Raw genomic sequence first — 23,542 nt, 5'->3', positions numbered from 1 at the left:
TAACAAATTCAATTCCTATTATGCAAAAACACATACAGTCCCCTTGATTTTTCAGAATATTTAGAACAAAATGTTAATTACGAAACTGTGAGTGAAAGGGGTCGATGATATGAGTCGAGTTGGACTGTATGACTCAAGATTTGAGAAAGACGCGTGCGGGATTGGATTATACGTCAATTTAAACGGACTAAAAAAACATGAGATTGTCCGTAAATCACTCTCGATGCTGTGTAAATTAGAGCACCGAGGAGGGCAAGGTGTCATCGATGCCGGTGATGGTGCGGGTATTATGACCGAAATCCCACATGAACTTTTCACGCAAACGATGAACCTTCCGTCACCTGGTCGTTACGCTGTCGGAATGGTTTTTTTTCAGCCATCAGACGATCGGCTAAAGGAAAAAATAAATTTGATGGAACGCATGGCAGATGAATTAGACTGTTCGACCATCGAGTGGCGAGAAGTACCCGTGGACGCAACGCAAATCGGGGAACATGCACGCGTGACGCAACCGGTCATTTATCAGTGGTTCATCTCTTGTCCGTTTCTCGATGAAGATGCGAATGAACGTGTGTTCTATGAACTCCGACGAAAGATTGAAAAAGTTGAATCGCTAAACTTATATATTGCGAGCCTGTCGACGAGAACGATTGTATATAAAGGAATGCTGACGCCAGTTCAAATTGATGCCTTTTATTTGGACTTGCAATCACCGCATTATAAGAGCACGTTCGGAATCGTTCACTCTCGCTTCTCAACAAATACGTTTCCTTCATGGGAACGTGCACACCCAAACCGGATGATTGTCCATAATGGAGAAATCAACACGTTACGAGGCAATATCGATGCGATGCGAGCGCGCGAAGGGGTCACATCGACCGATTTGTTTGAGGATGTGAATCATTTGTTCCCAGTTCTCCAAGAGGAGGGCAGTGACTCGTCGATGCTCGATAATGCCTTCGAGTTCTTCACACGCACCGGTCGATCGATTGCGCATACGGCGATGATGTTAATTCCCGAACCGTTTGTTGAAGGTAAGATGGAACCGCTCAAACGTGACTTCTACCAATATCACTCATCCATCATGGAGCCGTGGGATGGTCCAACGGGCGTAGTATTTACCGATGGGCGACAGATCGGTGCAATTTTAGATCGTAACGGGTTACGCCCGATGCGTTACGTCGAAACATTAGACGGAGAATTAATCCTGTCATCAGAGACAGGAGTCATCCCTGTCGATGCCGAGAACGTCAAATCAAAACAGCGCCTACGACCTGGACAATTGCTCTTGATCGACTTGATTGAGAAACGTTTGATTCCCAATCAGGAAATCAAGGAGACGATTGCAAAATCGGAGCCGTATCATAAATGGCTCAAACAAATGATGAAAGTGGAAGATAGAGGTGTTCAGAAACAAGACGTCTCAGAACTCGATCGTGTGCAACGCGCGTTCGGGTATACAAAAGAGGATATCGAACAGTATATGATTCCATTGATCAACGACGAGAAAGATCCGATTGGGTCGATGGGGCATGATCAACCAATCGCAGTTCTCTCTACCCGTCCTCGGTCGCTCTTCCATTACTTTAAACAACATTTCGCGCAAGTGACGAACCCGCCAATTGATGCCTTACGGGAGAAAATTGTCACAGCGACGTTCACTTGGATTGGTCCGCAAGGTGATCCGGTCCATACCGGACGTGGTCATGCGAAACGTGTGTGGCTGGATCATCCAATCATCGATGGTTCGACACTCGATCAAATTAGTGAGCGACTCAAACTCGCACGCGTCGATACGACGTTCACAAATGATTTAGAGGCGTCGCTTGAATCCCTTTTGCAACACGTCAGCGAAATTGTACGAAATGGTTCGAACGTCATTGTCCTATCTGACCGTTATATGTCTCGTGATCGGGCTGCAATGCCGGCGCTCCTCGTGCTCAGTGCCGTTCACCAACATTTGATTCGTGAGAACTTGAGATCGAATTGTAGCGTGATTTGTGAAAGTGGTGAAGTGCGAGAAGTGCATCAGGCTGCGACTTTGATCGGTTATGGAGCCGATGCGGTATACCCTTACGTTGCCTATGCGACGATTCAACACTTGGTCGAACATGAACAAATCACTCATTCGTTTGAAGCGGCAATTCGTTCCTATCAAAAAGCTGTCGTTGAAGGCATCGTCAAAATCATGTCGAAAATGGGAATCTCGACGATTCAAAGTTATCGTGGGGCTCAAATCTTCGAAGCGGTCGGATTAGACCGTGATTTGATTGAAACACATTTCCGAGGAACGACGTCTCAGCTGTCAGGAATCGGATTCGTTGAATTAGAAGACGAGGCAAAAACACTCCACAAAGACGCATATGAGACGAACCGCCCGCTCGAAGCGGGAAGTGACTTCCAATGGCGTGCAGACGGAGAGGAGCATGCGTTCAATCCGAAGACGATTCACTTGTTGCAACGCGCCTGCCGTGAGAATGAGCGAAAATATTACGATGCCTACGTGAAGTTGCATGAGTCGTCGGGACAATTTATCCGTCAGTTGTTCGCGTTTAAGGAACAACGTCCGGTGGCGATTGATGAGGTGGAACCGATCACGTCAATCGTACGCCGCTTTAAGACGGGGGCGATGTCGTTCGGATCCTTGTCGAAAGAAGCACATGAGACGCTCGCTATTGCGATGAACCAAATTGGTGCGAAAAGTAACTCAGGTGAAGGTGGGGAAGACCGTGCTCGCTTTGTCCCGGATGAATTCGGGAACGAGCGCATCAGCCGCATCAAACAAGTGGCGAGTGGACGTTTCGGCGTGACGGCAGAATATCTATATCATGCCGATGAGATTCAAATCAAGATGGCACAAGGGGCAAAACCGGGGGAAGGTGGACAACTTCCAGGGAACAAGGTGTATCCATGGGTCGCCGAAGTCCGGGGATCGGTCCCTGGCGTCGGACTCATCTCGCCGCCTCCGCATCACGATATTTATTCGATCGAGGATTTGGCACAACTCATTTTTGATTTAAAACATGTGAACCCGAATGCAAAAATCAGTGTCAAGCTCGTCTCGAAATCAGGGGTTGGAACGATTGCAGCAGGCGTGGCGAAAGCGAACGCGGATACGATTGTCATTAGCGGATACGACGGTGGAACCGGTGCATCTCCGAAGACATCAATTAAGCATACAGGTCTTCCGTGGGAACTCGGTCTTCTAGAGACACATCAAACGCTCGCATTGAACGGACTCCGGGGAAGAGTCACGCTCGAGACGGACGGGAAGCTTATGACGGGTCGCGATATCGTCATGGCAGCCATCTTCGGTGCCGAAGAGTTTGCGTTTGCGACAGCACCGCTCGTCGTCCTAGGATGCATCATGATGCGCGCTTGTCACTTAGATACTTGTCCGGTCGGTGTGGCGACCCAAGACCCGGTACTTCGTCAGAAATTTATGGGGAAACCAGAGCATGTCGTCAACTTGATGACGTTCTTGGCTGAAGAAGTGCGGGAAATCTTGGCGTCACTCGGTGTCACATCACTAGACGAAGTGGTCGGTCGAACGGATCTACTCGAAGAAAGCGTGTGGAAGACGAATCATCCGAAAGCGCGACGTCTAGATTTGTCTCCAATGCTTTCGATGCCGACACCGTTGCCGGAACGAGAAGAACTCACTCATCCGGCATACCGTTCATACGATCATCGTAAGCTCATCCCAGCTGTATCACGTTCCATCACTTCTGGCCAACCGACGTTCTTCGTAGGTCGCATCCGAAACACCGATCGAGCGGTCGGAACACAGTTAGGTTTTGAAGTGACGAAAGTTCATGGTCAGGTCGGTTTACCGGACGATACGATTTCACTTCGCCTTAGTGGATCTGCCGGACAAAGTCTGGGGGCATTTTTACCGAACGGGATCACTATCTCTGTCATTGGCGATGCGAACGATTATATCGGCAAAGGCTTGAGCGGAGGGAAACTGGCATTGATTGCTGAAAAGCATGCGCCGTTTGACGAAAGTGAACAAATGATTGCCGGTAACGTCTGCTTGTACGGAGCGACGAGCGGTCAGGCGTTCTTCAACGGACATGTCGGTGAGCGGTTCGCCGTTCGTAACTCTGGTGCGACGGCAGTCGTCGAAGGAGTCGGGGATCACGGGTGTGAATATATGACCGGTGGAACTGTACTTGTACTCGGACAGATTGGACGAAATTTTGCGGCCGGTATGTCCGGTGGTACAGCTTATATTTACGGAGCGCAAGCCTATGAACAACTCGTCAATGAGGAGCTTGTTTCCGTCGTACGGGAGTTGGACGATGAAGATATCGAACAAATTTATGCGCTTCTTGAAGCGCACCAATTCCACACAGATAGCGTCAAGGCACGGACGATTTTAGAGTCATTTGAACAAGTACGTTCACAGTTTGTGAAAGTCGTTCCGAGAGACTATGCGAACGTCTTAGACGTGATGCGTCAAATTGAGGCAAATCGTCCCGAATTGAGTGAGGCCGACCGAGCACTTGAATTGTTCCGTATCGTGACAGAAGGAGGTACCGTATGAAACATAACTTTTTGAACATCGCGCGAACGACACTGCCAGAACGTCACGTCGAAGAGCGGGTGAGAGATTATGACGAATATGCTACGAGAATGGATGACGAATCGGTCCAGCAACAAGCCGCGCGTTGTATGGACTGCGGCACACCGTTCTGTCATGTCGGTGATTTGATTGGTCAGGAGACGATTGGATGCCCGATTCACAACTATATTCCCGAATGGAACAAACTTGTCACGAAAGCAGACTGGATGGGTGCGTACCATCGATTGATGGAGACGAACAACTTCCCGGAGTTCACGGGAAGGGTTTGTCCGGCACCGTGTGAAGGATCGTGTACACTCGGGATCAGTGAAGATCCGGTTGCCATTAAGTCTATCGAGCGAACAATCATCGACCGGGCATTTGAAGAAGGATGGGTGAAGCCGAGACCGGTTCATCGAAGAACCGGAATGACGGTCGCCATCATCGGAAGTGGCCCTGCTGGTCTAGCCGCCGCTGATCAATTAAATCAATTGGGTCATTCGGTCACCATCATCGAGAAGTCGGATGAAGCGGGAGGACTGCTCATGTATGGCATCCCGAACATGAAACTCGATAAAGATGTCGTCAGACGTCGCATTCGGTTACTCGAACAAGAGGGGATTGTCATCCGAACGAACGTCGAGGTTGGTACGGATGTAACGGTCGAATCACTTCGAAACGAATACGATGCGGTCATCTTGGCGACCGGAGCTCAAAAACAGCGCACGCTCGGGATTGACGGAGATGATGCCGCTGGCGTTGAAATGGCGATGGATTATTTGACGGCATCCATGCGTGAACGTAAAGGGGCCCCACTTGCCTCTGATTATGACGCCAAAGACAAAGATGTCATCGTCATCGGAGGAGGAGATACAGGAGCGGACTGCGTGGCGACGGCAATCCGTCAAGGTGCGAAATCAGTCGTTCAATTTGGGAAGCACCCGTCAAAAGGGTTGCTCCGTGCACCAGAGAAACCTTGGCCACTTCAACCTGACACGCTTACGACCGATTATGCGTATGCGGAATCACTCGCCGTCTATGAGAAAGACCCGAGAACATATTTGATTCGCTCCAACCAAATCGTCACGAAAGAAGGACGTGTCACAGGGATTGAAACGGAACGGATGACGAAAGTCGTCAACCCGGATGGTCAAGCGACTTTCTTCGTAGAGGAAGATTCGATGGAGACGTACCCGGCGGACCTCATCCTCGTCGCCATTGGATTTGAACGACCAGAGCACGAGTTGCGGAAAATCGGCGTCGAGAAGACGAAAGATTTCCATACGGCAACAGATAACGTCTTTGTCGCTGGGGATGCGAAGCGGGGGCAAAGCCTGATTGTATGGGCAATTCGAGAAGGACGAGAGGTGGCAGAAGTGGTCGATGCGTATCTCGATACTTGCAAGACCGTTTTAAAAACCTCATCATAAAAAGGAGCGACAACTGTCGCTCCTTATCTTTTGTTTAGGAGGAGTTTTATGTTCACCGAAATCCTCATGTATACGGGAATCTGGTTTATTCTCATCCTGATTTTATTAGGAACCATTTATTCACGACGGAAAAAATGATCAAAGCACCATCGCGGCAATCACCCCGAAGATGATGAGTGGAATGTTGTAGTGTAAGAACGTTGGCCAAACCGTTTCACGAAGGTGATCGTGTTGACCGTCAGCGTTCAATCCACTCGTAGGTCCGAGGGTCGAGTCACTCGCAGGACTCCCGGCGTCACCAAGAGCACCTGCAGTCCCGATGATGGCAATCGTCGCCTCGACAGAGAAGCCATACTGTACACAAAGCGGTACGAAGATGGCCGCAATGATTGGAACAGTTGAGAAGCTCGAGCCGATGCCAAGTGTAATGACGAGTCCGACAAGTAACATGACAAGAGCTGCGATCATTTTAGAATCACCCATCAAATCGCTCGCACCGTTGACGAGCGGATCGATGGCACCTGATTCACGAATAACGGCTGCGAATCCACTAGCGGCAATCATGACGAAACCGATGAATGCCATCATGCGCATCCCGCTCGTGAAGATGTCATCGGCCTCTGACCAAGGGATGAGGCGGAAAATCGAGAGTAAGATTAGTCCTGTCACCGCTGAAGCAATCATCGACTCCGTCTGCAATTGGACGATGAGGACGATAAGAACGACGACAAGTGTCATGATCATCTTGAAACCACTCATTTGACGAACTTCATAGTCAGACGGTCCGAGTGCAATCGTTTCGTACGTTCGTGGTTTCCGGTAGTGAATGAACGCGGCAATCAATCCAACGACCATCCCTAATGCCGGGATTCCCATAATCGAGATGATATTGACGTCTCCGACAGTTAAGCCGTTCGCTTCAACGTTTGCAATCAAAATCTCGTTCAAGTAAATGCCACCGAACCCGACTGGTAGCAACATATACGGTGTCACGAGACCGAACGTCAAGATGGTTGCGACGAGGCGGCGATCTAACTTCAACTCATTGAATAAGACAAGTAACGGCGGAATCACGATCGGGATAAAGGCGATGTGAATCGGGAGTACGTTTTGTGAGCTGATGGACAACAATAAGAGAAGCGACAATAAGAACGCTTTGACGTACATCACGCGCTTGCCTGACACGTCACGACCTGACATCGCAATTAACTTTTCAGCTAAGACGTCTGGTAGACCCGTCTTCGACAATCCGACGGCGAATGCTCCGAGAAGCGCATAGCTAAGGGCGATGCTCGCTCCGCCGCCAAGACCGTCGCTGAAAGCGGTCAACGTATCGTTAAATCCGAGCCCTCCAACAAGCCCTCCGACAAGCGCAGCTAATATTAAGGACAATACAATGTGCACACGACTAATGGCGAGTGCAAATAAAACGATGACTGCAAGTAATACTGCGTTCATATCCATCCAACACCTTTCACAATTTCTTTCTCTTGGTATCACTTTAATATGATAAAGACTTTTTGAAATTTAACATATGATGTGACCCTTGTCAAATCGATTATGAAAAAAAGCGATAACTCGTGAAAGTTATCGCTTACGTGTTACAGATCGACGTTGTGATACACTTGGCGAACATCTTCCAAGTCTTCGAGCACATCGATTAATTTTTCAAACTGCTCTTTCGAATCGTCATCGAGCGACACTTCGTTTTGTGGGAGCATCGTCAGCTCGGCGACGGCGAACTCTTCAACCCCGGCAGACTTGAATGCAGTCTGAACGGCATGGAACGCTTCTGGCTCGGCATAGACGATGACCGTCTCATCTTCTTCGATGACGTCACGAACGTCAAGGTCGTGTTCCATCATGAGTTCAAGGACATCGTCTGCCGACATTTGATTGACACCGATGACGGCTGTCGCATCAAACATGTAGGCGACCGAACCGCTGACACCCATGTTTCCTCCGTTTTTACCGAAAGCCGCACGTACTTCAGATGCTGTACGGTTCACGTTATTCGTCAACGTATCGACGATGACCATCGAACCGTTCGGTCCGAATCCTTCATAGCGAAGCTCATCGAAGTTTTCTTCGTCGCCACCTTTTGCTTTATCGATCGCGCGATCGATAATCGCACGGGGCACGTTATACGTCTTCGCACGCTCCACAACGAATTTTAATGACTGGTTCAACTCAGGATCAGGTTCCCCTTGGCGGGCGGCCACATAAATCTCGCGACCGAACTTCGCATAGACGCGACTCGTGTTCGCGTCTTTTGACGCCTTCTTCTCTTTAATGTTGTTCCATTTACGACCCATTACATGTCATCTCTCTTTCCATTTGTACGTAGATTCATTACAGATTATATAAGAAGTTGCGTGAATTGACGAGAAAAGTTTTACTCGTCGCCCTTATCCATCTTCTCAACAATCTCGGTGAGCGTCTTCAAACTGTCAATGAGGCGGTCGGTTTCATCCTCGTTTAAAAAGGCGAGACGCTCCTCAAAAAGCCTCCGGAACGAGTCTCTCCGTTCGAGTAAAATACGCTCACCTTTCTCTGTCAACTGGTTCCAAATGACACGGCGGTCCCGTTCATCCGGTACGCGTGTAATATAACCTTCATTTAACAGTTTCGTGATGAGCGGGGTAACATTGGGCGGCGCGATGGAGAGTGTTTCACTAATTCGTCCATTTGTGACAGCCCCCTCGTCCTCAATCAACATCAACAGATGGAAATGAGAGAAGTTCAAGTTCGGAATTTGTGGGAAATCAGATCGACGTAGCAGTTTACGACGAATTAAAGGGATCAGTTTGACGAACTGGTCCGCAGCATCTTGTTTCGGCATAGTAGATTCACTTCCTAGTTAGGTTCTATTTTCATTATACACGAGTTAGGTGCAGTTGAACCTAAAAACGGGTTGATGTGATGATTGATACATCATCATAGAAATAGAACCGACACAATTAATGTAAGCGTTTACATAAAATATTTATTCGTTTTCATGAAAACGTATTCGATTTTACTGAGGACACAGTTAAAAATCAAGGGCTATCAACAAATGACAAAAAAATATTGTGAAAGAGTTCACATTGTTGTCACCCACAAACTCTGAAAAACATTGTATTCTATGAATGTGAAGGAAAGCACAATCTCTTGAAAGCAGTCATCACATTGTGTCTTCCATCAAGTCAATATGTTCATTAAAAGCTCTCAATTATGAGGAGGAACCTAACATGGCAGTCAAAGAGAAAGCAAAAGTGGAAACGACGGCAGAACAAATGGTGGATACGCTCGTAGCGGGTGCACACGCCGCACTCGATACGTTGATGACGTTCGACCAAGAGAAAATCGATGAAATCGTACAAGCGATGGCGCTCGCTGGTCTTGAGCAACACGTCGCACTCGCGAAATTAGCACATACAGAAACTGGCCGCGGTGTCTTTGAAGACAAGATGATCAAAAACATCTTCGCGACAGAATATATTTACAACTCACTCCGTGGAGAAAAAACAGTTGGCGTTCTTGAAGACGACGTCCAAAACGGAATCACATACATCGCAGAACCAGTCGGTGTCGTAGCTGGGGTCACACCGGTCACAAACCCAACATCGACAACGATGTTCAAAGCGATCATCGCCATCAAGACACGTAACCCAATCATCTTCGCGTTCCATCCATCCGCTCAACAGTGTTCAAGTGAAGCGGCACGTGTTCTTCGTGACGCAGCGGTAGCGGCAGGTGCTCCTGAAAACTTGATTCAATGGGTTGAAGTCCCGTCACTCGATGCAACAAAAGCACTCATGAACCACCCAGGTGTGGCGATGGTTCTTGCGACTGGTGGGGCGGCAATGGTCAAATCAGCTTATTCGACTGGTAAACCAGCACTCGGTGTCGGACCTGGTAACGTACCGGCTTACATCGATAAGACTGCGAAAGTGAAACGTGCCATCTCAGACGTCATCCTCTCAAAAACGTTCGACAACGGTATGATTTGTGCGTCTGAACAAGCAATCATCGTCGACCAAGAAGTTTACGAAGAAGTGAAAGCAGAAATGACGGCACTCGGTTGCTACTTCTGCTCACCTGAAGAAAAAGCGAAACTCGAAACACTTGTCATTCGCACGGACACATGTGCGGTCAACCCAGAAATCGTCGGGAAGCCAGCAGCGTGGATCGCTGAAAAAGCAGGTCTCAACGTACCGGCTGATACAAAAATCTTGATTGCTGAACTCGAAACGGTCGGCGCAACTGAACTTCTTTCTCATGAGAAGTTGAGCCCGGTTCTCGGTGCTTATAAAGTACAGTCACGTGAAGAAGGATTTGCCATCGCTGAAAAAATGCTCGAAATCGGTGGTCTCGGTCACACAGCGGTCATCCACTCAACAGATGACGATGCGATCCTCGACTTCGGTCTTCGCATGAAAGCTTGCCGTATCATCGTCAACTCACCTTCAGCACACGGTGGAATCGGTGACCTTTATAACGAAATGACACCATCCCTCACGCTCGGCTGTGGGTCATACGGTAAAAACTCCGTCTCAGAAAACGTGACGGCGAAACATCTACTCAACGTGAAAAAGGTGGCGAGACGTCGCGTGAATATGCAATGGTTCAAAGTACCTGAAAAAATCTACTTCGAGAAAAACTCGGTGCAATACCTTCAATCGCTCACAACGAAAAAACGGGCGATGATCGTCACGGATGAAATGATGGTCAAACTCGGATTTGCTGACAAAGTCATCAAGAACTTGCCTGCAGGTGTTGAGTACCGTATCTTTGACCAAGTCGAACCAGACCCATCTGTCGAAACGGTCATGAACGGTGCCGAAGCGATGCGTCACTTCCAACCAGACATGATTATCGCGCTCGGTGGTGGATCACCGATGGATGCTGCGAAAGGAATGTGGCTCTTCTACGAACGTCCAGAAGAGAAGTTCTCAAACCTTCGTCAGAAATTCATGGATATTCGCAAACGGACGTACAAGTTCCCGACGCTCGGTAACAAATCAATGTTTATCGCCATCCCGACAACTTCTGGTACAGGTTCTGAAGTGACACCGTTCACCGTCATTACAGACAAAAAACGTAACGTGAAATATCCGATTGCTGACTATGCGATCACACCAGACGTTGCCATCGTCGACCCTGAGTTCGTCATGACCGTACCAGCATCGATTACGGCTGACACAGGAATGGACGTCATGACGCACGCGATCGAAGCATATGTTTCAGTCATGGCGAATGATTACACGGACGGCCTTTGCCTCCGCGCCATCAAGATGATTTTCGACTACCTACCAAAAGCGTATGAAAACGGTAGCGATGCGGAAGCACGTCAGAAAGTGCACAACGCTTCAACGATGGCGGGTATGGCGTTCGCGAACGCGTTCCTTGGAATCAACCACTCGATCGCTCACAAAATCGGTGGAGAGTTCCACGTACCACACGGTCGTACGAACGCAATCCTTATGCCACACGTCATCCGTTACAACGCGACACGCCCATCAAAACTTGCGGCGTTCCCGAAATATGAGTCATTCATCGCAGACGAGCGTTACGCAGAAATCGCACGTTACCTCGGCCTTCCGGCAAGTACGACAGCAGAAGGTGTCGAGTCACTCGTCCAAGCGATCATCGAGCTCGGTCAACGTTTGAACATCAAGCTCTCGTTCAAAGCACAAGGCATCAAGAAAGCAGAACTCGATGCGAAGATTGACAAAATGGCAGTCGACGCATTCGAAGACCAATGTACGACGGCAAACCCGAAAATGCCGCTCGTTGAAGAGTTGAAAGAAATCATGTACGCAGCATACGAAGGCGTATAAGAAATCAAATCAATCAAGGTGCCCGTTCGAGAGAGCGGGCACTTTTTTTGAGGAGATAAAAGGTTAGTTAAGAAACGGCACAGGCGACGACATATTTTTTTGGTCGTTCGTTTCGGGTATGATAGAAGTGGAGGCGATACGATGAAACAAGAGATGACGATTACGACAGCATATGGAACGATTGCAGGAACTTTTCTTTCGCATGAGGAGCCTCGGGCGACCATTGTCATGTTAAGTGGAAGCGGACCAAGTGACCGTGACGGGAATATGGGTGGCGTCGGCTTTAATACGTACGGAAAGTTAGCTGAGGCGCTATACGATCATGGCTATAACGTCTTTCGGTATGACAAACAAGGAATCGGGAAGTCGGATGGTGACTTCAATAAGGTCGGGTTACATGATTTGATTAACGATGCGATTCTAGTCGTGCGGACGATTCGACAACTCGCAGATGTGAATCATCTTTATATACTCGGTCATAGTGAAGGGGCAGTCCTTGCGCCAGCTGTACAATTGGAGACGAAATCCGATGGACTCATTTTATTGTCAGGGTTCCATGAGTCATCGAAACAGATGTTTTTATATCAGGCAGACGCCTTAGCAAAGGACGTCGAACGTGTCAAAGGATTAAAAGGCATGTTTTACCGGGTGACAGGGGTGGCGAAAAAGGTGAGACAGCGGCAGGATGACTTGCTCGAGCGATCTTTACGCACGAACGTCTCCGCTTTTAAATATAGAGGACAAGTCGTGAACGCAAAATGGATTCGCGAACACGCCTCGTATGACGTACGGGAGCGGTTAGAACATGTCACCGTTCCGGTCCTTGCGATTACAGGGGGACGTGACGTACAAGTCCCACCGGAACACGTCCATATGATTCAGACGAAAGGGGAGGTAAAGTCCTCTATCATCGATGACATGAATCACCTTCTCGTGAAGCGAGATTCACCGCATTCTCTTCTGACGCTTCATAAAGAATACCGCGAGGCGATTGATGAACCAATTCATCCAAAACTCGTACAAGAAGTGGTGGAATGGTTAAGAAAACAGTCATAAACATAAAAAACGGTCATTAAATGACCGTTTTTTATGTTATAATTGTGACATATTGATTGAATATGAATGTTTTTGAATGATTTTAGTTGTTTTTATAATGAAAACGCTTTATATTAGACGTATGGAGGGAACAAGATGTTAACGAAACAACGACATCAGTTGATATTACAACGCTTATCTGAGCAGAAAGTCGTCAAATTGAAAGAGTTGGTTGATTTGACGGATTCATCCGAGTCGACGATTCGTCGTGATTTGACGGACCTCGAAGCGGAAGGATATCTGGCAAGGGTGCACGGGGGAGCGACACTCATCGCGACTCCTGACGAAGAACCGACATTTGAAGAGAAACGAGATCGTTTCGTCGATGAAAAAGTTGCGATTGCACGGAAGGCCGCAACCTTCATTGAAGATGGGATGTCGATCTATTTAGATGCCGGGACAACGACTCAAGCGATGGTACCGTTTTTAGAAGGAAAGAAAATTGTCGTCGTCACGAACAGTCTACCGATAGCGAATGAATTATTTGATCTTGATATTAAGACGTTTGTGATAGGCGGAGAATTGAAACGGTCGACTCAAGCGCTCGTCGGATACAATGCACGCGAGAGCATGATGAATTATCGAGTTGACCTCGCTTTCCTCGGAATGAACGGAATCGACCTTGACGCAGGCTACACGACACCGGACCCAGAAGAAGCGCTTGTCAAAAAGACGGCAATTGAATTGGCACAGACGTCATACGTGCTCGCGGACGCATCGAAAATCGGGAAACGAACGTTCAGCCGAGTCGCCACGTTAGACGCTGCGCAATTGATCACATCAAGCGATGCATCAATGAGTTCCATCCAAACAATAACAAAGGTGGTGAATGCGAAATGATTTACACGTTAACACTCAACCCTTCTATTGATTACTACGTGACATTACCAGAAGTAAATTTAGGAGAAGTGAACCGAATCGAAGAAACGACCGAACGTGCAGGTGGAAAAGGGATCAACGTTTCGATCGTGCTTCGAGAATATGAAAAAGAAACGAAAGCGCTTGGCTTTATCGGTGGAACGACAGGTGATTTCATCAAAAAGTCGCTCGTCGACCATGGTGTGCACACGGATTTTGTTGAAGTGAACGGAAATACTCGAATCAACGTCAAGATTCGTGCAAAAGAAGAGACCGAATTGAACGCGAGCGGACCGAACATCACCGATGGTGAACTCGAACAATTGAAAGCGAAGTTCGACCAAGTCGAGGAAGGTGACATCGTCGTTCTTGCAGGAAGTATCCCAAGCAATTTACCGGACTCATTGTACCGGACGATCGCTGAATCGATTCGCGAAAAAGGTGCCGACTTCGTCGTCGATACGACGAAAGACGCCATGCTTGAAGTCCTTTCGCTCGAACCGTTGATGATTAAACCGAACCATCACGAGTTAGGCGAATTGTTCGACACAGAAATCGAGACGTTTGAGGACGCGCTTCCTTATGCGGAGCAGCTCGTCGAACGTGGCGCGAAAAACGTCATCATTTCGTTTGCAGGGGATGGAGCACTACTCGTCAACAAGGACGGCGCGGTCACGGCGAACACACCGGTCGGTAAACTCGTCAACTCAGTCGGTGCCGGAGATTCACTCGTTGCCGGATTTGTCGCAAACGTCAAAGAAAAAGGCGAACAGGAGGCGTTCCGCTACGCTGTCACAACAGGTAGTGCGTCCGCATATACGTTTGGTCTTTGTTCAAAAGAAGATATTGATCGATTGATTGATCAAGTACAACTCACACCACTCAAACGAATGGAGGAAACAACATGAAAATCACGGACTTGCTTCAACGCGATACGATTCAATTGAATCTTCGTGCTAGCTCTAAGCGTGAGGTCATCGAAGAACTCGTCGATGTCCTCGACCGTGCCGGCAAACTATCTGACCGCGACGGATATCGTGACGCCATCTTAAAACGTGAAAGCGAGAGCACGACTGGACTCGGAGAAGGGATTGCCATCCCTCACGCGAAAACGAGTGCTGTCCAAACGCCAGCAATCGCCTTCGGACGCTCAGAAGGAGTCGATTACGAAGCGTTGGACAGTCAACCAAGTCGCCTCTTCTTCATGATTGCGGCAGGGGAGAACGCGAATAACGAACACCTTGAAACGCTCTCTAAATTATCGGTCTACTTGATGGACCCAGCATTCCAAGAGCGCCTCTATGCAGCAAATTCTGAAAGCGATGTCATCCGTGCCATCGAGGAGAAGGAAGCGGCTGAAGAGAAGCCAGAAGTCGTCAAACCGACGAATGAAGATGCACCTTTCATCTTAGCGGTCACGGCTTGCCCGACAGGAATCGCCCATACGTATATGGCGGCGGACAGCTTGAAACAAAAAGCGGAAGCGATGGGTGTCGATATTAAAGTCGAAACGAACGGTTCTACTGGAGTGAAGAACGAGCTTACACGGGCAGACATCGATCGTGCGACAGCCATCATCGTCGCAGCGGACAAAGCCGTGGAAATGGATCGCTTCGCTGGAAAACGCGTCATCGAAGTACCGGTCGCACAAGGGATCCGGAAACCGGAAGAACTCATCAATCGTGCCGTCAATCAAGATGCGCCGGTATATGAAGCTTCCAAAACGTCTGGTGCACCGAAAGAACAACGCACAGGTGTCTATAAGCACTTGATGAGCGGTGTATCTGCGATGCTCCCACTCGTTGTCGCAGGTGGTCTCTTGATCGCAATCAGTTTCTTCTGGGGCATCAACTCTGCTAACCCGGATGATCCATCTTACAATGAATTCGCAGCACAGTTGATGACAATCGGTGGAGCAGCATTCGGCTTCCTCGTTCCGATTCTTGCAGGTTTCATCGCGATGTCGATTGCCGATCGACCAGGTCTCGCACCAGGTCTCGTCGCAGGGGTACTCGCAAGCCAAGGGAACGCCGGATTCCTCGGTGGTCTCATTGCCGGTTTCTTGGCAGGTTACGTTGTCCTCTTCTTGAAAAAGGCACTCGCGAAATTGCCTGCTTCACTTGAAGGGATTAAGCCAGTTCTTTTGTATCCGTTACTCGGATCGTTTATCTCAGGTATGATCATGTTGCTTGTCGTCAATGAACCGATCGCAGCACTTATGACATGGTTGATGGATACATTGAACAGCATGAGTGGAGCGAATGCGATCCTTCTCGGTGTCATCGTCGGTGGTATGATGGCAGTCGATATGGGTGGTCCGATCAACAAGACGGCATACGTGTTCGGTACGGCAGCTCTCACAGCAGGAAACCAAGAAGTCATGGCAGCCGTCATGGCGGGTGGAATGGTACCACCAATCCTTGTCGCACTTGCATCAACCGTATTTGCTCGTCAGAAATTCTCGAAACAAGAGCGTGAAGCTGGTAAGACTGCGTACATCATGGGTGCTTCATTCATCACCGAAGCGGCCATTCCGTTCGCTGCTGCGGACCCAATTCGCGTCCTACCATCTGCCATCCTCGGTTCTGCAATCGCAGGTGGATTGTCAGCATTCTTCACGATTCAATTACCGGCCCCGCATGGTGGAATCTTCGTCTTCCCACTTCTTGAAGGAGCTGGAAATGTCGCGATGAGCATGGGACTATATGCAGTTGCGATCTTGACAGGTGCCCTCGTCGGTGCATTGCTCCTTTCATTCTTGAAGAAGCCGTTGACGACATCTGCACCAGTGCAATCAAAAGAAGTCGCATAAACCGAGAGAGTCGTTGCCTCAGTAGAGGTGGCGGGTCGTTGCAATCAAAAGAAGTCGCATAAACCGAGAGAGTCGTTGCCTCAGTAGAGGTGGCGGCTCTTTTTTTGTGGTAGAAGAACAATGAAAATTCACATAATCTCGGATTGCAAGTTGGGGATTTGTGGTAAACTATTTGTAAAGCTTCGGGTTAGGAGGGGGTCACATTGGACATTCGAGTCGCCAAACCAGACGATGTGTATGGGATTGCGAGAGTGCGTGTGAACGGATGGCGTACGACCTATCGGGGGATCGTACCGACTGAGTATTTATTGAAAGTTTCGTCCGGTTCCATCGAATGGGCAGAACGGTTGCGGACAGCGCTTCGTCGGCAGGAAGTCGCCGGCTTTGTGGCGATCGTGGATGATGAGATTGTGGGCTTCGTCCTTTACGGAGAAGAGCGTACGGGTGAGTATCCAGACCATACGAACGAAGTGTATGCCATTTATATTTTGGAAAATCATCAAGGTAACGGAATCGGGTCCGCTCTCCTTGAACATGCCGTCCAATCGATGTGCGAGGCGGGACTTTTGATTTGGGCGCTTGAGATGAACCCATTCCGCACATTTTATGAGCGGAAACAAGGGCAGGTCATCGACCAAAAAGATCGAGAGTTTGGTGAATTGTTACTCCGTGAAGTGGCGTACGGTTGGGAAACGACCCGTCATGATTCGATTATGGGTGCCTAAGCTTAGTGACTGTAGAATGTTCTACGGTCTTTTTTTTGTGCCGATTGGAGCTCTTTTATCTATAGCGATCTATTCTTTTTTAGCTACAATCGTGAATTCCCATGGTATGTTTTCACCGTTCCACCCTTTATGCTCATCAAACTGTTGCAATGTGAATCCAACGGAAATCACTGAATTGATGATGTCACTGAGTGTGTGATGACTTAAGGTTACGGATGGGAAGTCGTGTTGCTCATCCGGGGCGAAAAATTGCTTATAGGAAATGTCATCTTGAAAAGGTTCACGATTAAAATACTTAGGGATGTAGACGAATTCAGGAGTGATGCATGTTTTGATTGGATGATAGTCACTTAAGATGAGTTTACCGCCAACCTTCAAGATGGAATACAAAACATCCATCAATTGAGCGAGGTCGTCGAAGTAATGTAAGATTCCTCCCTCTAAATAGAGAAGGTCGAAATGATGTTGATACTTTTTCATATCGAGATCAAGAATATCACCAACGACATATTTAATCGCAGTGTTGGAACAATCGGCTAGTTCTAGTGCATATCGTTTATTTTCCTCTGATAGGTCAAATATCGTCACCTCTGCCCCTAGGATAGAGAGCGGTACGGCTTTTCTTCCATTGGAACCACAGATGTTTGCGATGTTCAGTCCTTCGACGTTATCAAAATACTTGCTGTGTTTCTTCAAGCTGGCCCGAGGGTCTTTCAAAATCTCGATTGATTTTTCAGATGGAGTTCCGTCTCGTTTACACCAAAATTCATAGGCGCGATATTCCCAAGCCTGCTTGTTCATGTGACTTTGTTTATTCATAGCGTTCTCCCTTCCTTTTCCTTCGTATCGATTCGTCGAGCAAGCCATCAAACAATTTTAGCACTATAATGGAATTATCTATAATAATTTTACATTGACATATTGTCAATAAATCTATGTCTAGTAAGGACGAATCTGGATAAATTTAAATGTAAAAGTGAGGTTACGGAGAATGATTAAAGGAATTTACGAGGCCCACTTGCCGGTGAGTGATCTAACTGAATCAATTCGATTTTATGAGAAACTAGGTTTAGAGTTGGCATTCCAAAATGAGAAATTGGCCTTCCTTTGGATTATAAAAGGGGAGAGCTGGATAGGGTTATGGAAATCTGGTCAAGTCAATTTACCGTATCATCCATCAATCCGCCACATCGCTTTTCGAATAGAGGAGCAAGATTTAAAATCGATCAAAGCGTGGCTTGAGGATCGGGGAATTGAAATTCGCACTACCTTTAAGATGACACCGGAACAGCAACCTTTAGTTCTTCCGAATGCCCCATTTGAACATGCGGCCATTTACTTTGAGGACCCGGACGGAAATTCGATTGAACTCATCACGTTTATTGGAACGAATGCAGAAGAAATGGCTAGCATAGTTCCATACAAAGATTGGATTGGGCAATAACGAGTCTACATAAATGATTCGAACAAAGGAGAGAACCTATGTTATTTCATTTTCATGTATGGACACCACATGTCGAAGAAACTGAGAAATTCTATGCGGGTCTAGGATTTCAAGTAACCCAACGAATCGGTAAAAAGGATGGGGAATTTAAGTCATTTGATCCACCACTCAATTGGGATGATTTTAGAGAGCAGTCCATTCGTTTTAGAATTATTGAAATGAAGCAAGGAGCGACGAATATCACGTTTGGTTACGGGAAGAAAGTGATGTTTGATCATATTGGTTTTTTAGTATCAGAAGAGGAAAAAGTGAATGTGTTAGAACGAGCAGAGCAAATAGGATTGACGGTTCAATCAAATGAACGAAGAACGTTCATCCACACACCTTACGGATTTCGAATCGAGCTGCAACAGCATTTGGATGCTGTTCAATCACGTTCTGAGAATCGTATTCATCGATTGAATATGGAAACAAAAACGGCAGGTCTTGAAGAGATATTGCAACAATTATTCAATTGTCCTGTCCCGCAAATCGTAGCAACTGAATCGGATCACACACAGTTAACGCATGTAAACCTGATGGGTGATTGTACGATCAGTTCAACTGATCCGAACGGTATTCAAATCATCCTCTCAGAATGATTAATAGATGAAAATTTTTAAAGGGGAAGAGAAAATGATTCATTTTGATCAAGAAATTCAAAAAATACAAACTATGGCACAATCGCCAAAGAAGCTGTTCCTTGCAATCCGTGCCGCCAGAGAATTAGTCCGAGAGTACCCAGACGAATTCATCGCCTGGACGACTCTCATTAGTGCTGAAATGGATACGCCGGAAGAAGACTATGAAAGTGCCTCCAAACACTTATTCGAAGCATTTGAGAAGTTTCCGGAGCATTCGATTTTCTTCGCCCTCGGCGTATATCTTGAATCAACTTTCGTCTATCCAGTATATGACGAAACAAAGATCGAAGAGATCGAGTCGATGCTGAATAAAATGGATGCTAAGTCAAAAGGGATCCTCTACTATTCAATGGCTAATCTCCATCAATTCGAATGTCCAGATCAGTATGAACAGTATCTGTTAAAGGCGATTGAGGAGTACCCAGAATTTCCTCGTTACTATCTTGATCTTGGACTTTACTATATCTCAAACAAGAATATTGAAAAGGGAAAACTGTATGTAAGAGAAGGTTTGCTAAGAGTAAAAGAGTGTTTCAATGAAGCATCGCCCCTAGAATTTGAAATTTCTTTATATACGTTCATTGATGAAGAAATCGGTGGACTTTATATGTTCGATGAGTTTTACAAGGAATATAGAGAAATGTCCTTATGAATCAATTAAAAATAGTGTTGTTCCATTATATAAACTCTTCTATACTGAATTGAACAAAAAATTCCAAATGAAGGGTTGGGGAAAGATGGAACACCGGGAAATCTGTATCAAGTTAAGTGGAGCCGCTCTAGCTGGTGATGGAACGGATAATTTTGACGAAATGAGCCTCAGCCTGATTGCAGAAGAAATATTATCACTCGCAAATAGCGGGGTTGAAGTGTGTGTCATGGTCGGCGGGGGAAATCTCTTCCGAGGGAATCAAGCAGAAGCGTGGGGGATCAATCGAGTGGAAGCTGACAGCATCGGGACGCTCGGGACAGTCATGAATTCATTGATGCTGCGTGGCATCTTGAAACGTGATGGCTATCGAGAAGTACGCGTCATGACGTCGATTCCAATGCCAAGTGTAGCCGAGCCATACATTCAACTTCGGGCCATCAATCATTTGAAAAAAGGGTATATCGTCATTTTCGCAGGCGGTAACGGTCAACCGTTCGTCTCTTCAGATTACCCGGCTGTTCAGCGTGCCATTGAAGTGGGATGCGACGCCTTGTTTGTGGCCAAGAACGGTGTCTCCGGCGTATTTGACCGAGACCCTCGGTTGGATTCGGAGGCGCGTCAATACGAAACCCTACACTATAACGACGTCATCGCTCATGACTTGAAAGTGATGGATCAATCGGCATTACTCCTCGCTAGAGACCACGGTTTGCCGATTCACTTGTTCGACTTCAAGGAACGGAACGCCATTCATCGGATTCTCCAAGGAGAGACCATTGGAACGATGATTCATCACCATGACACGCAACTTTTGCAGAATTGAGGGGACGATATGCATGAAGTAACAGATGGTAAAGTCGTTGGGACAAACGGAATATCTGTCTCGTATTCGTTCCTGCAGCCTGATTCGTCATCCAACACGCTCGTGATGTTGTTGCCCGGATACGGATATACGAATGATTCCCCGATGTTTCGCTATACGACAGCGTTATGTTTAGAGAATGGATTGAGCGTTCTTGAAATCAACTACAATTATCGGGATGAGCGGTATGATTCAGTCGATGTATCAGTGGCGATTGTTGACGATGTTCGTCTCGTCATCGACCAAGTGCTACAATCCCAGTCTATTAATGAATACATAATCATCGGAAAATCGCTCGGTACGATGGCGATGGCAAGTGAGCGTACCCGAAACGTGTTTCATGATGCCAAACTGGTTTGGTTGACGCCGTTGATGAAACAAGACGACATATACGAAGCAATCCTGTCCCATCAAGGTAAACAGCTCGTGCTTATGGGAACGGCGGACCAACATTATATAGATGAGAGAATGAAGCATCTTGAACAACTGGGCTTGACCGAACTCGAGATTGTCAAAGAGATGAATCATAGTCTCGAGTACACAGGAGAGACATACCGGTCACTCCGGTTACTTGAAACACTTCTCAAGCGCGTGGAGCAATTTATTATTTCCTCAAGGTATTGAACCTGTGGGGAGTTTCATGGGGAGATTGCAATCATATGTGGCGTGGCGTTTACCTACTTATTTTCCTCTTTTAAAGGATTCGAAGTATGTATCGGGCTTTCGGCCGTCGTGGCTTCAGAAAAAAACAAATGACCGCCACAGCAGGCGGCCATTTGTGTGACTCGTACCACGGCGCCCCGACTCCTACAGGAACGCAAACCGCCGGAGACCCAGCAACGACTTAGTTGCGGTGCGGCTCCAGGATTGCCTGTGGAAAGCGTGGGTGCCGGAAGGACGAGTTCGAACATGTTATTTGTTAACAAGATAGGGAGATGACGCGTGTCATCTCCCTTTTTTTACAATGTTTCAATAACCGTTTTCGGGTCGACTCGTTCTGTATAGTCAGCGGGCACATCACTGAATGAAATCGTACCATCCGGTTGGATGATGAACGTCGCTGGCTTCGGAAGTTGCCAGTCCTCATTGCCGTTATGTGCATCGACGCGAAGACCAGATGCCTCATAAATCTCAATCAAATAATCCGGCATATCAAAGACGAGATCGAATTGGCGTGCGACTTGATTGTCCACGTCGCTCAACACGTAAAAATCGAGCTCATTCTTCTCTTTCGTAGATAGTGAGTAATCCGGAGTCTCCGGGCTGATTGCCACGAGTGTGGCGCCCTTTTCCTCAATTTGTGCCAATTCTCGCTGATACGCTCGGAGTTCAAGGTTACAGTATGGGCACCATCCACCGCGGTAAAACGTGACGATGACAGGTCCTTTTTCAAGGAGTGTTTTCAAACCGACTTCTGTCCCATCCGCATGAGGCAATTCAAACAGCGGAGCTTGATCCCCGACTGCTAAACCGGCAGCCACCCCTGATTCTTTCAATTCTTGTGTCGCCTGCGCCATCAAACGTTGTTTTTCGGCTGGTGCTTTTTGCTTGAATTGATCTTTATACGCTTTGATTTCTTCCAATAATGTATTCATGTTTTTACCCCCTTTTCCGATATGTTAACTGAATACATTTCAGATTACGAATATAATGATTTGTCGTTATGTAATGAATAAAGTGAAACTCCATTTCACCTTCCGAAAAATAATTTTCGAATAATTCAATCAATGATTAACATCTATTTTTCCTAACCGATATTGAAAGTAACCCAAGGAGGAATCGGTACCCCATACCGATGCTTCTTGAACAATCTATTCGGGGTAAGGAGATGTTTTATGAGACAGAAACGTACCATCAGCATCAAACAGAAATTAATTGTCTTATCAGTCCTATTACTACTCATTCCAGCAACATTGATCGGAGTCGTCGCTTATACGCAGGCGAAACAAAAAATCGAGTCACAAATGATCCAGTCTGCCAATTCGGGGGTAGACCGGATGAATAATGAAGTGACGAATTTGATTGCTCCGATTCAGACGGACATTTCATTCTTCTCCAATCGGATTGATGCATCCATCTATGAAGAAGGTGAAGACAATCAAGCGTTAGCAGAAAAGTTCACGGAATACTTAGACACACACCCTAAAGTGACAAATATTTTTTTTGCCTCAGCGGAAGGTACGATGACGATCTATCCTGAGCAAGAATTACCGGAAGGGTACGATCCACGGACCCGTCCTTGGTATGAGGCGGCAGAAGCGAGTGGTCAAGACGTCGCCATCACGAATCCATACGTAGACGCCGCTTCTCAAAAAATGATGATCACGGTCTCTAAAAAGACGGCAGATGGTCGCGGGGTCGTTGCGGTTGATGTGGACGTGAATGATATTGCAGAAGTCGCAAAGAATATTCAAATCGGTGAAGAAGGATATGTGGCCATTTTCGATGAGGCCAGACAAGTCGTCATTCATCCATCGATTGCTGTCGGAGAGAAATCAGAAGAGTCATCGATGGAATCTGTTTTTGCAACAGACGAGGGAATCCTGTCCGCTGAAGAGAATGGAGAGGGTGCCGAAAAAGCGTTCGTGACGA

The 23,542-nt window shown here is 47.2% G+C and carries 19 protein-coding genes; 14 read left to right on the top strand and 5 right to left on the bottom strand.

Features of this window, described 5'->3' with window-relative positions; translation table 11 throughout:
• The first annotated feature begins 109 nt into the window (after positions 1–109).
• Complete coding sequence (gene gltB / locus ON063_RS08395; protein WP_274664829.1) at positions 110–4,549, top strand: glutamate synthase large subunit; 4,440 nt, start codon at positions 110–112, stop codon at positions 4,547–4,549.
• Positions 4,546–5,997, top strand: a complete 1,452-nt coding sequence (locus tag ON063_RS08390; RefSeq protein ID WP_274664828.1) for a glutamate synthase subunit beta — start codon at positions 4,546–4,548, stop codon at positions 5,995–5,997. Before gltB ends, ON063_RS08390 begins: the two co-directional genes overlap by 4 nt.
• A 138-nt stretch (positions 5,998–6,135) precedes the next feature.
• Here the strand turns inward: ON063_RS08390 and ON063_RS08385 are convergent, their stop codons facing one another.
• The 3 genes from ON063_RS08385 to ON063_RS08375 all read right to left on the bottom strand — a co-directional run bounded on the left by ON063_RS08385 (position 6,136) and on the right by ON063_RS08375 (position 8,839).
• On the bottom strand, positions 6,136–7,455 hold the full coding sequence (locus ON063_RS08385; protein WP_274664827.1) for a Na+/H+ antiporter family protein: 1,320 nt from the start codon (positions 7,453–7,455) through the stop codon (positions 6,136–6,138).
• A gap of 143 nt (positions 7,456–7,598) precedes the next feature.
• Positions 7,599–8,312, bottom strand: coding sequence for a YebC/PmpR family DNA-binding transcriptional regulator (locus ON063_RS08380; protein WP_074034528.1), 714 nt, complete (start codon positions 8,310–8,312; stop codon positions 7,599–7,601).
• A gap of 80 nt (positions 8,313–8,392) precedes the next feature.
• Entirely contained in the window at positions 8,393–8,839 is a 447-nt protein-coding gene (locus ON063_RS08375) for a MarR family winged helix-turn-helix transcriptional regulator (protein ID WP_031423822.1), read from the bottom strand.
• 388 nt (positions 8,840–9,227) lie between these two features.
• Here ON063_RS08375 and adhE point away from each other — a divergent pair, with 388 nt between their 5' ends.
• From adhE to ON063_RS08345, 6 genes are all read left to right on the top strand, one after another.
• Entirely contained in the window at positions 9,228–11,819 is a 2,592-nt protein-coding gene (gene adhE, locus ON063_RS08370; protein ID WP_274664826.1) for a bifunctional acetaldehyde-CoA/alcohol dehydrogenase, read from the top strand.
• A 141-nt stretch (positions 11,820–11,960) separates the two neighbouring features.
• Complete coding sequence (locus tag ON063_RS08365) at positions 11,961–12,875, top strand: alpha/beta hydrolase (protein WP_274664825.1); 915 nt, start codon at positions 11,961–11,963, stop codon at positions 12,873–12,875.
• 135 nt (positions 12,876–13,010) lie between these two features.
• Positions 13,011–13,754, top strand: coding sequence for a DeoR/GlpR family DNA-binding transcription regulator (locus ON063_RS08360; protein WP_214875742.1), 744 nt, complete (start codon positions 13,011–13,013; stop codon positions 13,752–13,754).
• A complete protein-coding gene (gene pfkB / locus ON063_RS08355) occupies positions 13,751–14,680 on the top strand; it encodes a 1-phosphofructokinase (RefSeq protein ID WP_214745207.1) in 930 nt (309 codons plus the stop codon). Before ON063_RS08360 ends, pfkB begins: the two co-directional genes overlap by 4 nt.
• On the top strand, positions 14,677–16,584 hold the full coding sequence (locus ON063_RS08350) for a PTS fructose transporter subunit IIABC (protein WP_274664824.1): 1,908 nt from the start codon (positions 14,677–14,679) through the stop codon (positions 16,582–16,584). The genes pfkB and ON063_RS08350 overlap by 4 nt, the downstream gene beginning before the upstream one ends.
• A gap of 203 nt (positions 16,585–16,787) precedes the next feature.
• Positions 16,788–17,309, top strand: a complete 522-nt coding sequence (locus tag ON063_RS08345; RefSeq protein WP_214692154.1) for a GNAT family N-acetyltransferase — start codon at positions 16,788–16,790, stop codon at positions 17,307–17,309.
• 69 nt (positions 17,310–17,378) lie between these two features.
• On the opposite strand, the gene ON063_RS08340 is transcribed toward ON063_RS08345, so the two are convergent.
• Entirely contained in the window at positions 17,379–18,128 is a 750-nt protein-coding gene (locus ON063_RS08340; protein WP_274664823.1) for a class I SAM-dependent methyltransferase, read from the bottom strand.
• Positions 18,129–18,300: 172 nt separating this feature from the next.
• On the opposite strand from ON063_RS08340, the gene ON063_RS08335 reads away from it, so the two are divergent.
• From ON063_RS08335 to ON063_RS08315, 5 genes are all read left to right on the top strand, one after another.
• Entirely contained in the window at positions 18,301–18,753 is a 453-nt protein-coding gene (locus ON063_RS08335) for a VOC family protein (RefSeq protein WP_274664822.1), read from the top strand.
• A gap of 38 nt (positions 18,754–18,791) precedes the next feature.
• Positions 18,792–19,394 carry a VOC family protein gene (locus tag ON063_RS08330; RefSeq protein ID WP_274664821.1) on the top strand — a complete coding sequence of 201 codons (603 nt, stop codon included), beginning with the start codon at positions 18,792–18,794 and terminating at the stop codon, positions 19,392–19,394.
• A 34-nt stretch (positions 19,395–19,428) separates the two neighbouring features.
• Complete coding sequence (locus ON063_RS08325; RefSeq protein ID WP_274664820.1) at positions 19,429–20,088, top strand: hypothetical protein; 660 nt, start codon at positions 19,429–19,431, stop codon at positions 20,086–20,088.
• An 85-nt stretch (positions 20,089–20,173) separates the two neighbouring features.
• A complete protein-coding gene (gene pyrH / locus ON063_RS08320) occupies positions 20,174–20,911 on the top strand; it encodes a UMP kinase (protein WP_274664819.1) in 738 nt (245 codons plus the stop codon).
• Positions 20,912–20,920: 9 nt separating this feature from the next.
• Positions 20,921–21,574, top strand: coding sequence for an alpha/beta family hydrolase (locus ON063_RS08315; RefSeq protein ID WP_274664818.1), 654 nt, complete (start codon positions 20,921–20,923; stop codon positions 21,572–21,574).
• A gap of 335 nt (positions 21,575–21,909) precedes the next feature.
• Here the strand turns inward: ON063_RS08315 and ON063_RS08310 are convergent, their stop codons facing one another.
• Complete coding sequence (locus ON063_RS08310) at positions 21,910–22,545, bottom strand: peroxiredoxin-like family protein (RefSeq protein WP_274664817.1); 636 nt, start codon at positions 22,543–22,545, stop codon at positions 21,910–21,912.
• Between the two features lie 240 nt (positions 22,546–22,785).
• Between ON063_RS08310 and ON063_RS08305 the strand changes: the two genes are divergently transcribed.
• Positions 22,786–23,542, top strand: a 757-nt coding sequence (locus tag ON063_RS08305; protein WP_274664816.1) for a PDC sensor domain-containing protein, incomplete at its 3' end; no start/stop codon positions are given.

Source organism: Exiguobacterium sp. B2(2022) (assembly GCF_028823655.1).
Classification (GTDB): domain Bacteria; phylum Bacillota; class Bacilli; order Exiguobacteriales; family Exiguobacteriaceae; genus Exiguobacterium; species Exiguobacterium aestuarii_A.
This window is presented reverse-complemented; position numbering and strand designations above follow the sequence as displayed.